The sequence below is a fragment of the Desulfacinum hydrothermale DSM 13146 genome, assembly GCF_900176285.1.
GTDB classification, from domain to species: Bacteria; Desulfobacterota; Syntrophobacteria; order Syntrophobacterales; family DSM-9756; genus Desulfacinum; species Desulfacinum hydrothermale.
In genome coordinates, this window is sequence record NZ_FWXF01000001.1 from 417270 (window position 1) to 433150 (window position 15881).

Below are 15881 nucleotides of genomic sequence, written 5' to 3' on the forward strand. Positions count from 1 at the left end.
GGCGCAGTGGCGCGTTGTGATGCCATGTCCAAAAGACGGTAGGCGGCGGCCGTCCGCGCAGGAAGGGCGGGTCGAAGTGCTTGGGCAGGCGCCTCGAGGCGACGGGGCGCTCGGCGCCCACTCCGGTCGCGTCGTTTGGATACGATTTTGGGTCAGGGGGAGTGCAAACCATGGAAGATGTGAGGCCATTGAATCCCTCGGTCCATCCGGACCCGGATTGGTTCCTCCAGCGTGTGCGGCAGGGGCTGGCCTGTCGCGGTCACGTGCGGGATACGCGGATTCCCGAAAGCCTGGCCGGCCTGGCGGGGGTGGTTTCCGTTTTGCGTGCCGTGGTCGATGAAGTGCGCGTTCTGCTCGGCGAAGACGGAGAAAAGACGCAGGGGTTTGTCCAGAGTGTGCGGGAACGGAAGGAGGATCCGTGGGGAAGGGATCCCGAGGGGCATTGGGCCGACTTTCTGACATGCGCCCTGGCCCGCACGGACTGGCGGGAACGGGATGTGGTGGAAATGGCCGTTTCCTACCTCCATTCGATTCGGGACCGGCTGAGCCCGGCCCTGGTGCACTCTTTGGCCGACTATGAGGCTCTTTCGAGAGGAAGAGGGGGCGAACGGGATCGTGTGATGGCCGGGCTCATCGGCGAATCCCGGGGCTGTCTGGGTGGCCTTTTGTATGCGTACGGGAAGTTGGAAGAATCGGCTGCGGCGCAACCCTTCCATGCGAGCCAGCTTGCCCGGTTGTGCCGGCTCATGGCCTGGATGCTGGGATGTGGGGAAACGATGGGCCCCGGCCCAGAGACATTGAACGAAGCGGACGACGAAGACCTCTGGCGGTGGATGCAGAAGCTTTTGGACGCCGCTTGGGCCGAGCGGGGTCTCCCGTTTCCCATTAAGGACCTGGAAAAGGCCTCCCTCTACCTTCTCGAAAGGTTTCCTGCCTCCAGCCCGCATCACGGACACTTCGTTCGGTACCTGCTGGAAGAAGACGCCGCCTATCGAAGAATCCTCAGGACCTTCTACGCACCTGGAGAGGTGCGACGCCAGGCCTTTCGCGATGAAGTGGCCCGCTTCAACAGGCTGCCGGAACATGCCGCCCATCGCGTGGTGTATGATCCCGAGGAAGAGGAGCCTCTGGTTCGGGCCCTCTTTTTCCGTCCCGACGTGGTGGATTGCTTCGTGGCCCGGGAACGCGCCAAGGAGCTCTACCGGGCGCTGCCGGGACTGGAGCCGCGAGCCTATCTACCGCGAGTGCTTCACGAAACCCAGAGCCTGTTCGGCTATGTGACGCCGGAGGCCTGTGAGCGCATCACCCAGTGCCTCCGGTTGGACATGGACGACGTCATTCGGGCCGTCGCGTCCTTCAAGCAATACGGTGCCGATCCTTCGGGAGATATTCTGATCTACGTGTGCAAGGGAACGGCGTGTTTCTTACGCGGACAGCCCCGTCTTTCCCGGCGTCTCGGACGGGAGATCGGGGCGGGGCGTGAGCAGATCGGCTCCCACGGCATCCAGTATGTGGAGATGGACTGCTTCGGTGTGTGCCACCTGGCGCCGGTGATTCGAGCCGGAGGCCGGTTCTACGGCAATCAGAGGGAGGAGGACATCCCGGCGTTGGTCAAGCGCCTGGTAACGGGACCGGACTATGACAACCGGCGGGTCTTCATCCAACGCCTGCTGGAAAAGCTCCTTTCCGAGCATCGGAGCGAGCCGGTGGGGGAACTCACGGTGTCCCGGGTGGGGATGGTGTCCAAGGAAGAGGCCCGAGGGCAGCTGCCCTTAAGCGCCTGGCGGGAGGAGTTCCGGGGCCGAGCGCTGCTATTGGACGGGATCGGACGGGTTTTCGTGGCGGCGGCCGACACGGAAGACACATCGGAGCGGTTTTTGGGACGGCTGGTGGAAGAGGCGGTCTGTTTTCGCTACGACGCTCCGTGGCAGCAGTGTGCCTACGGAGCCGTTCTGCCCGATGCGCACGGCATGGTGAGGGCGTGGGTCAACGTGCCGGAGCTTTGGGAAGAATCCTTCCTGGAAAGTACCGTGAGGCCGATGGTGGAGGTCCATGACGGGCGGGTGATTCTCAAGGCGGACTCAGAAAGGTTTGTTCTGGGTGAGCGGAAGGACCACGTACTCCTGGTCGAATCGGAGGAGCACTATGTGATGGTTGTCCTGGAAGACGACGCGGCAACCGCCTCCGTATCCGCGCCTTCGCCGCGGGAAGAGAAAGGACGAGAGGCGGGGGGCTTTCCGGCGGGTCAGGATCGCGTGGTGTTGGACTTTGCGCGCAAAGGGCGACCCGAGGACATGGAAGACTACATGGCGGCGGGGGGCTACGAAACGGTCTTTCGGGTCCTGGGATCGGGAGGCGAGGAACCCTGGCCGCCCGAGCGGATCGTGGAGGAGGTGTCTGCTGCGCGACTTCGCGGGCGGGGTGGTGCGGGATTTCCCACCGGGAAGAAGTGGGAGGCGGTGCGCCGGGCCGTGTGTCGCGTGGATGAGAGCGACGGCAACAAGGATTGTGTGAAGCTCATCGTGGCCAACGGCGACGAGGGGGATCCCGGGGCCTTCATGGACCGCACCCTCATCGAGGAAAAGCCCCATCAGGTGTTGGAGGGGATGATCCTGGCGGCCATTGCGGTGGGGGCCCGTTACGGGGTCATCTACGTTCGAAAGGAATACGAGGACGCCGTGCGGAGCTTGGAAAACGCTCTCTTCCAGGCGCGCCGAAAGGGTCTTCTGGGGCGAAACGTGCTGGGAGTTCCAGGACTGGACTTCGATGTGGAGATTCGCCTGGGAGCGGGAGCCTTCGTGGCGGGGGAAAAGCGGGCGATCATGCGGGCCATCGAAGGAAAGCCGGCGGAGCCCACCATCAATGCTCCATCCAACACCGTCCGGGGCCTTTGGGGCAAGCCCACGCTCCTCAACAACGTGGAAACCTTCGCCAACATCCCGGTGATCCTGAGTGGTGGGAGCCGTTGGTACGCGTCCTTGGGAACGGCGCGAAGCGGAGGTACCAAGATCTTTTCCGTGGCGGGGATCGTGAAACGAACCGGCCTGGTGGAAGTGCGCTTCGGAAGAACACTGGCGGACGTCATCGAGATCTGCGGGGGGATCCAGGAGGGGAAACATCTGGCCGGTGTGCAGATCGGCGGGCCGTCAGGGGCCATCTTGTCGTTGACCGGGCCTCGGGCCTACCTCCTCCACACACCCTTGGATTTCGACACGTTCAGCGAGGCGGGGGCCATGCTGGGCTCAGGCGGCCTGGTCTTCATCGGCGATGACGATGACGTGGTGCGCCTGGCCCGCCATTTCACCGATTGGCTCAGGGAGGAGTCGTGCGGCCAGTGCCCGGCGTGCTTTAGGGGAACGGAGGCCTTGGGGCGTGCCTTGGACAGGATCCTTTTCGGAGTGGGGACGGCGGACGACATCCATCGGCTGTGGGCCCTGGGTGATATGATTCAGGCGGGAAGCCAGTGCGGGCTGGGAACAACGGCAGCCAATCCGGTGACCAGCGCCCTGCGCTTCTTCCCGGCCGCCTTTCTCCATTACCTGTTGGCCAACCCGGAAATGGACCTTCGGAGTCTTTTCGAGTGCCTGGAGGCGCTGCGGCTGCTCACCCGCCAGGACGTGATGCGGGGGGCGGGCAGAAGCCGCCAGGTGGTGGGCCAGAGCTTTACGCTCCGGCGGCATTTGGCCCGCTTTCTGGTGGAGGAGCTGGAACGGATGGACCGCTGGCGACCGAGCTGGGAAAAGAGAACGGAGCGCTTCCTGGAGCTCCTGGGCCTGTCGCGATGGGAGGCGGGGGAGAGGGAAGTGAGCTGCCAGTGGACCGAAGCGGCTTGAGGCAGAGGCGGGCTCGGGATCCTGGGACCCCGGGACGTCCCCGCTGGACAGACGATGTGAGGTGGAAGACTCGCCCCGGCTGAGATGACCAAACGGTCCCCAAGCATCGCGAATCACGCGTTTCGGTTACGGATGAGGGAGGCGACCATGAGCGAAAAGGAAAGAGGCTATCTCGACGCTTTTCGACGGGTGGTGCGAGTGGTGAGCGCCACCCTGGACGTGGGGGAGGTGCTGGACCTTCTGGTGCGTACCCTGCCCCAGGTGCTGGATGTGAAGGCCTGTGCCGTTCGGTTGTTGGATCCCAAGAAGAGGACGCTGGAGCTGGTGGCGTCCCAGGGGTTGAGTGAGGCCTATGTGAACAAGGGGGCGGTGGACGCAGACCAAAGCATCGCCGAGGCCATGGAAGGAAAGATCGTGGTGGTTCGAGACGCCGCCACCGACTCCCGGGTCCAATACGCAGAAGCGGCCAAGGCCGAAGGAATCTCAGGTATCTGCTCCGTCCCCCTGGCGGTCAAAGGGCGGATCATCGGCGTGCTGCGCCTCTATACGGCCGAAGCCAGGGATTTCGACCAGGAGGAGATCCACTTTGCCGAGGCCCTGGGAGAACTGGCCGCCATCGCCATCGAAAACGCCCGGATGTATGAGCGCCTGAAAAAGGACTATGAAGAGGTCATGGCCGATGTCTTTCGGTTCGTGGGTTATCGGAGAAGCCTGTAACGGGTGGGCCCCGGGACGCTGCACTCAACAAACGGCTGGAGATGGCACGGCGTCTTGAAGACGCGGGAGCGCGAAAAAAGGGCCACGGGACGGGGAGCAGGCCAAGGCCTCTTGAAAGTCCGATGTCAATGCCGATGCAAGATGATGTCGCAATTCCCAGCAATGTGGTCGAGATAAAATCTTGAAATGACAAAAACTATTAAAGGATTTGGCCGGATCGACCGAATTAAGAAGACAGGATAGGGTGCTTTGTGCTTTTGGCAATCGGCGAAGGAGAAAGTGGTGGCCATGGCCGGCAAAACCGAGGCGTTGAATCTGGCGGACCGATTGGAGATCGGCAAGGTCCAGGCGCGATCCCTTCCCACTGATCTGAATCTGCGCGAATTGGGATACGTACCTTTTCGGCTGGACTACCTCTTTTCCGAGTTTCATGTGCCGTGTGCTCTCTATGTGCCGGTGCTGGTCCAAGGGGAAGAGTCCCCCACCTTTGTGAAGGTGCTGGAACGGGGCCAGATGTTTTCCGAGGATTGGCGTTGGAGGCTTTCGGAAGAGCAGATCACCGTCCTCTATGCGGAAGAAGCAGACCTGGTGGCCATCGGCAGCTACTTTCGAGAGTCCCTGGAGGCGGCGCTGGAGGATGCGTGGGTGAGCGTGGAGGATCAGGCCCGGATGCTGCGGGCGCACGGCGCCTTCCTGGCGGAAAGCATCTTCGGCGACCCGTACCACCCGGACGTCCATGAGTCTGCGGCTTGGTGGACGGGTGCCGCGTCCCGCTTCATGGCCCAGAAGACCCCGGGGGCGTCGGTGCTTTATCGCCTCTTTTCCCGGCGCTATCAGGTCTATACCCACTGTGTGCAGGTGGCGCTGCTGGTCATGGCCGTGTGCCGGGCCATGGGGTGGCGGAGCCGGGATATTCGGGATGCCGGCACGGCCGCCCTCTACCATGACATTGGGAAGGCCTGGGTCGACTCCCGCATTCTCAACAAGCCGGGTTCCCTCACCCGGGAAGAGTTGGAACACATTCACCGCCATCCCCTGCAGGCCCATGAACACTTGAAAAGGATGGGGTGGATGAATGCCAATCAGCTGGAAGGCGTCTTGTCCCACCACGAGTCCATGGACGGAACGGGCTATCCCCACGGACTCAAGGGCAAGCACATTCACCCCTACGCCCGCGTGATCCACGTGGTGGACTGCTTCGATGCCATCACCACGGACCGTCCTTATCGACTGCGCACCTCTCCCTACAAAGCCTTGAGGATCATGCTCAATGAGATGAGGCTTTCCTTCGATCACCACATTCTGTATAAGTACATTCAATTCCTTGGTTCGTGACCACAGCCGGCACGGCCTGGCCGCCGGCTTTTTTTTCACCACAGGCAGGAGGGGCAGGTGCGTGATGAGGCGTGTGAGTATCTATGACACCACCTTACGGGATGGCACCCAGGCGGAGGATTTCAACTTGTCTTTGGCGGACAAGATCCGCGTGGCCCTGAAGCTGGACGACTTGGGAATCGACTATATCGAAGGAGGGTGGCCGGGTTCCAATCCCAAGGATCAGGGCTTCTTTGAGGAGATCCGAAATTATGAATTGAAGCATGCCAAGATCACCGCCTTTGGGGCTACGCATCATCCCGGTACACGGCCGGAAAAGGACGCCAATCTGCGGGCCCTTTTGGACGCCAAAACCAGGGTCATCACCCTTTTCGGAAAGAGCTGGACGATTCACGTCAAAGACGCTCTCAAGATCAGCCTGGAACGAAACCTGGAGCTCATCCGCGACAGCCTGGCCTATCTGAGGCCCCATGTGGAAACGCTCTTTTATGATGCCGAACACTTCTTCGATGGTTTTCGGGCGGATCCCGACTACGCCCTGGCCACACTGGAAAAGGCCGTGGAGGGCGGGGCCGAATGCCTCATCCTGTGTGACACCAACGGGGGCAACCTGCCGTCCTTCATCGAGGAAGCCATGCGGGCAGTGCAGCAGCGGTTTCCCCATGTGCCGCTGGGCATCCATGCGCACAACGATTCGGACGTGGCGGTGGCCAATTCCTTGAAGGCCGTGGAGATGGGCGCCGTGCAGGTGCAAGGGACCTTCAACGGTGTGGGGGAACGCTGCGGGAACGCCAACCTGTGTTCCATTATCCCCAATTTGTGTTTGAAGATGAACGTGGCCTGCCTGGAGCCCGATCGGGTGAAGAAATTGAGGTCGGTCAGCCGGTTCATCCTGGAGCTGGCCAACATGCCCCCCAACCGGTATCAGCCTTACGTGGGGCGAAGCGCTTTCGCTCACAAAGGGGGCGTCCACATCGCTGCCGTGGAACGCAATCCGGCCACCTACGAGCACATCAATCCGGAACAGGTGGGCAACCGGCGCCGCTTTCTCATCTCGGAAGTGTCCGGTAAGGCGGCGGTGCGTTACAAGGCCGACGAGTACGGCATCCCTCTTTCTTCCACGGATCCGGTGGCTCTGGAGGTTCTCAAGCAAATCAAGGAACTGGAATACCAGGGTTACCAGTTCGAGGCGGCGGAAGCCAGCTTTGAGCTGCTTCTCAACCGGGCCATGGGTCGGTACAAGCGTTACTTTGAGCTCATCGGCTTCCGGGTGGTGGATCAGAAGATGAGCGAAGACGAGGAGCCGGTTTCCGAGGCCACCATTCGGGTGCGTGTGGGAGGCCAGGAAGAACACACGGCCGCGCTGGGACATGGCCCCGTCAATGCGTTGGACAACGCCTTGAGAAAGGCGCTGGAAAAATTCTACCCCGAACTCAAGGGCGTGGAATTGAGCGATTACAAGGTGCGGGTGTTGCCCGGCAAGGAGGGAACCGCCTCCAAGGTGCGCGTGCTCATCGAGTCCTTCGACGGAAAGGAACATTGGGGAACAGTGGGGGTTTCCCACGATATCCTGGAGGCGAGCTGGCAGGCCCTGGTGGACAGCATCAACTACAAGATGTACATGAGTGAACAGGGGAAGGGCAAAGGCCGCAACGGATCATGACGGTGCCGGGCGTTCCGCCCGGGCACCCAAGTTCCCCCCGGAAATCAAAAGCAATCTGCTTTCACATCAAGGGACTGCGGGAGAGTCTCCGGTCGTCCCATGGGCCGACGGGTCCTGCCGCGCGCTTCGTGGGACCCTGGGGGCCCTTTTCTGCAGGTCTCAGGCCCCTCGGCTCCGAATGGAATGGAAATGTCCCGGCGTCTTGAGCCGAAGAGCCAGTCTCGGACAATTCCCATGAGCCTGTCTGAGAACGCCCAAGTTGCTCCCTTCTTGTTCGGACGGAGGGTTGGGGCTACCGGGTCCGTGTTGCCGGCCTGGCCTTGCAGCAGTAAGGGCGTGTCCCAAACCCGCCCCTACAGGGCTGCCTGAGCGCTCAAAAAACACCGCAGGCCCAGTGGAATTTTAACAGGTCAGAAAGCCCCAAAAGGCTCACAGGGTCTTGCCAGACAAGCTCTTAATTGATCAGGCTTTGGGTTGGGGCGGGGAGGCGTCCTCTCTGAAATGGCCACGGTGTCCCCCAGTCCCCTGGATGATCCGGCTCTGTGAGCAGTAATGCTTCGGAGAGTGAATCGGTTTAGCCACCCAAGGGCGTTGGCCGATTTCGACTGAGAGTCTATTGCCTGGCCGGGTATGGTCCAAGCTGGTAACTTCATTATGGGCCTTCGCGCCACGGATAGACAAACCATGGGGTTCCAGGAAGCCTATGGTCGTGCCGGGTGGTCCTCCTCACCCTCTCCCCCGCGCGGAACAGCTTGTGCCGGCAAGCGAGCAGAGTCTCGGGAGGAAAGGCAGCCGACTAGGGGAGCAGTTCGGGGTTAGGCCTGTCGGCCGATAAAGCTTGTGCATGAGCAATCTCTGACAGAATCCCCCATATATTAACAGCATTAGGGGGGCGCAGGTCTCCACCCAGGATCCTCGACCTGGCACCCAGCTTCGGCGGCTGTGCCGCGTTGGATGCAGGATACGTTGCTGCCGAACCGAACCGGGTGCGCCGTGTCGCAATGATCCCCGGTCAGGTCAAATGGGGCCCGCTTCAGGTCCCGGTGGTTTTCAGGAACCCGAAATAGTCCTGGATGAATTTGCCTGAAACCACGTGAGGAAGGGGAAAAAGAAGGCTCCGTCCCTCGATGAACACGCCGTTCAACGCGAAGAACAGATCCTGGGAAATCCGGTAGAGGAGCGTTCTGCTTTGGGCCGGAGATAGCCCCTCGGCCGGGTTCAAGTTTTCACCCCGGTTGGCATCTTCCAGCCCGAAGAGGCGGCAGGCCAACGGCCGATGATCGAAGAGGATGCAACGATCCTCCACACTCAAAGGGCAGCGGTATGCGTCTTCATTCGGTCCAGGTGGGGCCGGAACTCCGTATTCAGTCGCCTCCGGGGCGGCTGCCGGGATTAGACCCCGGGCGTTATCGGTCGACTTTACGGGTCCGGAGGAAAACCGCCGACTGCATTCGACCGCGCGCTCGACTGCGGCCAGTCGCTGTTCCCTGGTGAGAACCTTGTTCATGGTGTGACTCAGGTAGGCCGCCTCGATGAATTGGAGAAACAACAGGCGACCGCAGCAGGTTGCCGTTTCGGTTCCGCATACCAGAAGGCCCGGAGAACGCTCGGCTTGTCTGCGGAAGGTGACGTCCGCCTGTCGGGCCAGTTCCCGGTAGTCGGCGAAGTAGGGCGCCAGGTCCAGCACGTGCTTTCCTTCCAGGGAGGGTTCCCGGACGGTGAGCTGCTTTTCCTGCTTGCCGACCTTTCGAAGCATTCGCCACTGGCTGAAACTGGTGGGGCTGGAACGGATCTGCTTCAAGCGTTTCTTGGCCGATTTGATCCCGAAGCCGCAACGCAGCAGGTACGAGGTCACAAAGGTACCGGTGCGGCCGATCCCGAAACGGCAGTGGACCAACACCTTTTTGCCCAGATAAACGGATTCATCCAGCCAGTCCAGGGCCTTTTCCAGTTCCGCCAGGTCCGGTGCCCGTTCATCGGGGATCGGTAAATAGTACACCTCGAAGCCATGCCCTTCTTCCAATTCGTGCAGATCGCAATATTCCCCGCACAGGTTGACAATGGCGGTGATCCCCTGAGCCCGGATTTCATCCAGGTGACGGTAGCTCATGGGCGCGTGGCCCACCGCCAACTGATCGGTGATCCAGCGAATTTCATAATCGGACATGTTCGGATCCCTGTCGGGCACGGTTCATTCAGCGGGCGCCTCGCCGAGAGTGGCGAGCAGCGCGGCAACCTTCTGTTCCAGATCGTCTTTTTCGATCGGTTTCACGCAATATTCCCCGGCTCCCAGTTCCAGCGCCCGACGGGCCGTGTCCAGAGTCGGGTAGCCGGTCAACATCATCACCTGGATCCCGCTGTCGATCTCCTTGAGGAGGCCCAGTACTTCGATGCCACTCATTTTTTTCAGCTTGATATCGAGGATGGCCAGGTCCACCGGGTTCGACCGGGCATATTGGATTGCATCGTCTTCGTCGGTGAAAACATGGACGGTATGGCCTTTGCGGGTCAGAATTCTTTGAATCAAACGGCCGGCGTCCAAAACATCGTCGAGTACCAGAATCGTTGCCATGCTCACATCCTTCATTGCGGTGATTTATCCCGGACCCGATTCGATTGGGCGGGATGGGGGACGGCAGTGTCATCGGGTGGCGCAGCCGAATGGATGGGAAATCTGCAGATGAAGGTGGCACCCGTCGATTTCTGTCCGTTTCCTGCTGTTGCCGCGCGCGCCTCTTCCAGTTCCGATTCGTGGAGAGTTTCCACTTCGATCGTGCCGCCATGATCCTTGACAATCCCGAAGGTAACCGAAAGACCGAGGCCGGTGCCTTGACCGATCCCCTTGGTGGTGAAAAAGGGATCGAAGATGCGGCCGCGGATCTCGGGGGGGATTCCCGGGCCGTCGTCGGCAATGATGACCCGCACCTGCCCGTTGCCGCTATCGGTTGTGACCCGAATCCGGCCATTGGAGCCGATCGCCTGGTAGGCGTTGTTCAAAAGATTCATGAACACCTGCTCCAACTTTTCCCGATCGCCATGGACCAGCGGCAGGGAATCGGCGAAGTCCCGCTCCAGCAGCACGCGATCTAGGGAAAAGCTGTGTTCCACCAGGGCCAGAACTTGAGCCAGAACCTCGTTCAAGTCGAGCGGTTCCTTGATGCTCTCGGTGTGTCTGGAAAATCGCAGCAAGTCGGCCACAATCTTGCGGCACACCCGGCAATGCTTTTCCATCAGGCGCAGATCCTGGTGTTCCCGGGAATCTTCCGGGAAGTCTTCCAGCATCAACTGCACATAGCCCAAGATGATGCCAAGGGGTGTATTGATTTCGTGGGCGATCCCGGCCGCCAGTTGGCCGATGGATTCCAGTTTCTGGGATTCGGCGATCCGTTCCTGCAATTCCTTGAAATCGGTGATGTCCCGTTCGTTGCAAAGCACCCCGATGACGTTTCGCTGCTCATCAAAGACCGGGGTCTTGACCACGTGAAACCAGCGTTGCTCTTGCGCTCCCGTGACTCGTTTTTCCATCTGCAACGGCCGCGCCTCCTGCATGACCAGAAGATCCTCCTCGCGATTCTTCCGGGCTGCCTGCGAGTGGAACAGATCGAAATCCGTCCGCCCCAAGATCTCTTCTTCCTGTTTTCCAAAGAAGCGGCAGAAGGCTTTGCTCACGGCCTGGTAACGGGACTCGCGGTCCTGCAGGCAGACGATATCCGGAGTCACCTCGAGGATGGTTCGAAACACCTGCTGCTGCCGACCGAGTCGCTGTTCGGCGGCTTCCAGGGCACGCATGCGATCGCCCAGGGCGAGAGCCATCACATCGAAATATTCGGCCAGGTCCTGCAGTTCGTCGCCGGAATTGGTCTGGAACACTTTGCATTTGCGGCAACTTTCGATTTTTTTGGCATATTCGCCTTCCACACACAGGGGGCAAAGGGTGCCGGCCAGGTACCAGCAGCGCCGCCGTTCGTCGCCATGGGCGGGACACTCGGAGCGATCGCAGTCCATCAGTTCCCAGCACATGTGGGCGGGACGAGGCGCCGTCGCCACATCCAGGTTGCCTTTGATGATTTCTTCCGCAGACCGGCGCAACAGGGCCACTCGCCGGGTCACCGTGCGCGCCAGGCCGGTTCCCACCAGGGCCGCGATCCCCACGCCCAAAGCGGTGGTGAGCAGAATTGCCCCCAGCAACTCATTGAGTGTCGCCGATACCTTTTCCCGGGACATGCCGATCCGAACGGTCCCCAACCGATCGCCGCTCACCAGCACAGGGGCGGCGATATCGTAGAACCGGCTGGACCCATCGGTCAACAGCCGCACTCGAAACGACTCATCATCGGCCACCTCGTTGGCATGCGCCAGGGCCACAGGGAATCCTCCCTGGAAGGTATGCACCAGAGGAACCCCTGCCCGATCCAGCACGAACCCGTAGGAGACGTCGGGGCTGGAGCGGGTCAGTTCGTCCACCAGGTTTTTCATGGTGAGGAAATCGCGGCCGAGCATCGGTTCGGTTACCCGGGCCGCCAGGTTGAGGGCGCTCACAGCGCCCCGCTTTTTGTTTTCTTCCAGCAGGCTGCGGGTGGCGATCCGGCTGATGACCACCGCCAGGGACACACCGAACAAAAGCAGCAGGGCGATGATGCTGCAATAGATCTTGGTACGGAATCGCATTCGTCGGATCATCTGTTTCCCCGTCTCAACGGCCCAAGTCCATCAATGGTTCAAATCCATTTTGAGTCGCGTGGCCAATCGACGTACGGCATCGAACTCGGAATCATCGGAGGGGATGATGCGCTGGAAGTTGGCCGCTTCCAGTATCCGTCGGTCTTCCGGGCGATCGGGGTCGAGATCGATCAAAGCCTGGCGAATGCGTGCGACCGTCTTCGGTGGCAGCCCGCGGCGAACCGCGTAGACCCAACCGGGATACCAGGGGGTGTCGGCCAGTACGCGGATCAGCCGGCGATCGATCTTGTCGGCCACCACATCCAGGGTGCCTTCGCGTATGGAACCGATGTCGTAGCGTCCGAAAAAAACCGCCAGCACCACCTTTTCCTGCTTACCGGCGGAACCGGGGGCGAAGGCGATTTCCGCGAAATCGTTCGGCCCCAGGCCATGGTCGACAAAGAATCCCAGCGGGTACAGGTAGCCGCCGGCCGATGACGGGTCCACGGCAATCCATCGTTTTCCCCGGCAATCTTCAATGGATCGAATGTGGCGATTGTCGGCCCGGCAGATGATCCGACCGCGAAAATCCTTCTGGCCGTTTTTCTCCACGCTGCGTGCAATGGCTTGCGCCCCGAACTGACGGGCCAGTTTCACGTAGATGAACGGGTTGGAAAAGGAGATGTCGATCTGCCCCTGCCCCACCATCTTCACGTGCTCGTCGAAGGTGTTGGGAAAGATCTGGCGCACCGGGAGTCCTGTTTTCTTGCGCAGGTATTCCACCAGCAGGCGATGCCTCTGGTACGACACCCGGTGTGCGTATTGGGGCAGATAGGCGTAGGTGATGGCGTGTTCCGATTTTCCGTAGGAAATCTCCACCCGTTTTTCCATGTCCACCCAGGTGGCTTCTTCGTCCGGCCCGCACCCTCCGAGCCCCAGCACAACCAGCAGCAAGGCAATGACGCCCGCTGCAATCTCTTTGCTGCCGATTTTTCGCAGGGCGATCTCAATCATCTGCCGGATCCTCCAGGGAGAAATCGTAGCGGCCTTGCATGAATTCGTCCACGCAACCGGCCACCATGGAAGCGTCCTTGAGGCGCATGTCCAACAACCGGGTTGCCCCCAGGAGCCGGCCCAGCTTTTCGAGCTTTTCCTCGATGGCAGCGGCTTCGGCACCTTGATATTGGGCATCGATCAGATCTCCTGTGACCGTCACCCGGAACTGGAAATGGTCCAACACCCGCCGCAGAAATTCGGCTCGCAAGGACCTCTGATAGAAATCGGCACCGCCTCCGGTGAACCGAAACAGGATGTAATTGTCCTTTACACTTTCTCCGCACAGAGAGTCGAGGATCACGAAATGGTAGCCGAATTTGAGGTTCAGGTTCAGGTAATCCCGGGAAACGACGGCATAGCTTGCAAACTGGGCGGAATCGGCACTGATGATGCCGCCGCTCATGACGATCCGGTCATAGTCCGCCCAGTTGAAATGGGAGACGTGGGACCAATGGATATCGGGATGGGTCAAGCCCTGCCAAAGAGCTCGAAACGGTATGCTGAAGATATTTTCCACCGGAACCCCGCGTGCCTTGCCCGGAGTCGGTTCCATGCCGTTGCCCACGTCCAGTACGTAACAGAGCATCGGCACCGAAGACACCAGCCGGTAGGCCCCTCGCTTGCCGGCAAATCGTCGATTTCCGGTGGCGAACATCTCTTGCACCGCCTTCTCATGGCAGAATCTCAGAATGTCATGGAGCGAACGGCATTGGCCGGGTGCAAAAGCAGGCGACAGCGGGTCTGTCAAATTGAGCGGCGAAACGAAGTTCACCAGGTAACGGAGCTTACGCAGGTACGGGCTGTCATCGATGGGGTCCTGGCGAGAACAGACTTGTTCCTGCAATTCGCTCACCCGGCCGGCAAAGATCGTCCGCTGGTCGGCTGCCAGAGTGACTTGCGCTCCGTTGGGAAGTGCCGCCGCGGCATCGCCGGTGTTCACCAGTACCGGGATTCGAAACTCACGGGCCACCGAAGCGAAATGACCGGCCGGACTGCCCACTTGCGTCACCACTCCGGCCACCTGTTCCATGACCTGCACGTAATGGGGCGAGGTGTGGCGCGTGACCAGGATCGCGCCCTCCGGGACCCGATCGATATCCGATTCCCGTTCGAGCCTGAAGACGGGGCCCACGGCGAGGCCTCCCGAAGCACACTCGCCCCCGGTGAAGAGAACCCGGTTGGGGATATCTTCCAAACGACAGACCGGAAGCTCACGGGCTTCCGGTTCCAGTCGCAACGGTCGTACCTGTAGCAGCATCGGTTGGCCGTCTTGGTCCAGACACCACTCGATATCCAGGGGGCCACCGTAGAACCCTTCCAGTTTGAGGCCCCACTGGGCTAATTGGACGGCTTCTGCTTCATCGATACAGGGCGAGGAAAGTCGGTCGCGGGGCGGGGCCACTGTCCGGGTTCCGCCTTGTGGGTCCGCCACCATCTCCCGATCCTGACCGCCCAGGCGGATGTCCACCAGCCTCGGTTCCGGGTCCCGACTCATCACCAGGACATCCGGACTCACCCGGCCGGCCACCAATATCTCTCCCAGCCCCCGGACTGCATGAATGGAAAGCGTTTCGGACGTCGCTTGTTCCAGGTTTCGAGTGTAAATCACACCGCTCGATCGAGCCTTCACCATCTTGAGCACCAGCGCGGCCATGGCGGTTTCGTCGTCGCCCAGTCCGCAACGGATTCGATAAAGCAGAGCCCGCTCGGAATACTTGCTGGCGATCACCTGCTTGTAGGCATCGACCAGGCTGCTTTCGCTTACATTGAGTACGGTGCGGTATTGGCCGGCAAAGGAAAGTTCGGAATCCTCGGCCATGGCACTGCTTCTCACCGCCACCTCGAACGGCTCCCGGGCTTTCGACTGCAGTTCCCGGAAAGTTCCGAGCAGCGCCCGCTCCACCTCTTCGGGCAAGGTCCCCGCCAGGATCCTCGCCGTCAGATGTTCCGCGGTCTCTTTCAGAGTCGCCCGATCGTCCATATCCAGGCGAGCCAGCCGGCGGTCGATCTCTTCGTGCAGGCCATTGTGAACCAAGTAAGCGCGGAAGGCGTTGGTGGTAACCACAAACCCGGGCGGCGCCGGAATCTCCAGTTCCGATACGGCGCGAGCCAGCTGGTAAGCCTTGCCTCCGACCAGCTCCCGATGTTGATCTCCGATTTCATCCAGGGCCACGATCCAGGGTGGGCCCTGTTCGGCTGGCGCTGCGTTGTGTAAATGGCGCGCATAGGAATCGAGTTTCTTGAAGTAGAGATTGAGATGCTGATAGCGAGCGGGGCAGATCCGATCGAGACAGTCGATGATCGATCCCACATGCTCCGAGAGCCGGTCGTAGATATGTTCAAGGGCCTTCAAGTCCACCTTGCGGTGGTTGTAGTAGATGTCTTCCAGTTGAGCGATCAGGTCGTGGCTCGCCTTGTCGTGGCTCAGCAACATTTTAAACGCTTCATACTTTTTCTTTAGTTGCGTACTTGGTGAGAAGATCTGCCGGGCCCAGTGGCCAACCAACCGATGGAACCACATGAAATCTTACCCCCCATTTCTTCGGGCGGATCACGATAGACCTGATCTTTATGAATTATAGGCACAATCCGTGCCCGCGTCGACAGAATTGGAGTGT

The 15881-nt window shown here is 60.5% G+C and carries 9 protein-coding genes; 4 read left to right on the forward strand and 5 right to left on the reverse strand.

Annotation, left to right across the window (positions count from 1 at the left end; translation table 11 throughout):
- The first annotated feature begins 170 nt into the window (after nt 1–170).
- From B9A12_RS01940 to cimA, 4 genes are all read left to right on the forward strand, one after another.
- Nucleotides 171–3833, forward strand: coding sequence for an NADH-ubiquinone oxidoreductase-F iron-sulfur binding region domain-containing protein (locus B9A12_RS01940; protein ID WP_084055849.1), 3663 nt, complete (start codon nt 171–173; stop codon nt 3831–3833).
- A gap of 147 nt (nt 3834–3980) precedes the next feature.
- Nucleotides 3981–4550 carry a GAF domain-containing protein gene (locus B9A12_RS01945; RefSeq protein ID WP_170920270.1) on the forward strand — a complete coding sequence of 190 codons (570 nt, stop codon included), beginning with the start codon at nt 3981–3983 and terminating at the stop codon, nt 4548–4550.
- A 288-nt stretch (nt 4551–4838) separates the two neighbouring features.
- Nucleotides 4839–5885 carry an HD-GYP domain-containing protein gene (locus tag B9A12_RS01950; RefSeq protein ID WP_139796438.1) on the forward strand — a complete coding sequence of 349 codons (1047 nt, stop codon included), beginning with the start codon at nt 4839–4841 and terminating at the stop codon, nt 5883–5885.
- A gap of 64 nt (nt 5886–5949) precedes the next feature.
- The gene (gene cimA, locus B9A12_RS01955; RefSeq protein WP_084055852.1) at nt 5950–7548 is read left to right on the forward strand and encodes a citramalate synthase; all 1599 of its coding nucleotides are present in this window, start codon (nt 5950–5952) and stop codon (nt 7546–7548) included.
- A 1033-nt stretch (nt 7549–8581) separates the two neighbouring features.
- On the opposite strand, the gene B9A12_RS01960 is transcribed toward cimA, so the two are convergent.
- The 5 genes from B9A12_RS01960 to B9A12_RS01980 are packed head-to-tail and all read right to left on the reverse strand — an operon-like array spanning nt 8582 to nt 15697.
- Nucleotides 8582–9715 carry a protein-tyrosine phosphatase family protein gene (locus B9A12_RS01960; RefSeq protein ID WP_084055853.1) on the reverse strand — a complete coding sequence of 378 codons (1134 nt, stop codon included), beginning with the start codon at nt 9713–9715 and terminating at the stop codon, nt 8582–8584.
- A gap of 24 nt (nt 9716–9739) precedes the next feature.
- Entirely contained in the window at nt 9740–10120 is a 381-nt protein-coding gene (locus B9A12_RS01965) for a response regulator (protein ID WP_084055854.1), read from the reverse strand.
- An 11-nt stretch (nt 10121–10131) separates the two neighbouring features.
- Nucleotides 10132–12228: an ATP-binding protein gene (locus B9A12_RS01970; RefSeq protein WP_084055855.1), complete on the reverse strand. Its 2097-nt coding sequence runs from the start codon at nt 12226–12228 to the stop codon at nt 10132–10134.
- A gap of 30 nt (nt 12229–12258) precedes the next feature.
- On the reverse strand, nt 12259–13221 hold the full coding sequence (locus B9A12_RS01975) for a phosphate/phosphite/phosphonate ABC transporter substrate-binding protein (protein WP_084055856.1): 963 nt from the start codon (nt 13219–13221) through the stop codon (nt 12259–12261).
- The gene (locus B9A12_RS01980) at nt 13214–15697 is read right to left on the reverse strand and encodes a PEP/pyruvate-binding domain-containing protein (RefSeq protein ID WP_170920271.1); all 2484 of its coding nucleotides are present in this window, start codon (nt 15695–15697) and stop codon (nt 13214–13216) included. Before B9A12_RS01980 ends, B9A12_RS01975 begins: the two co-directional genes overlap by 8 nt.
- Between the last annotated feature and the right edge of the window lie 184 nt (nt 15698–15881).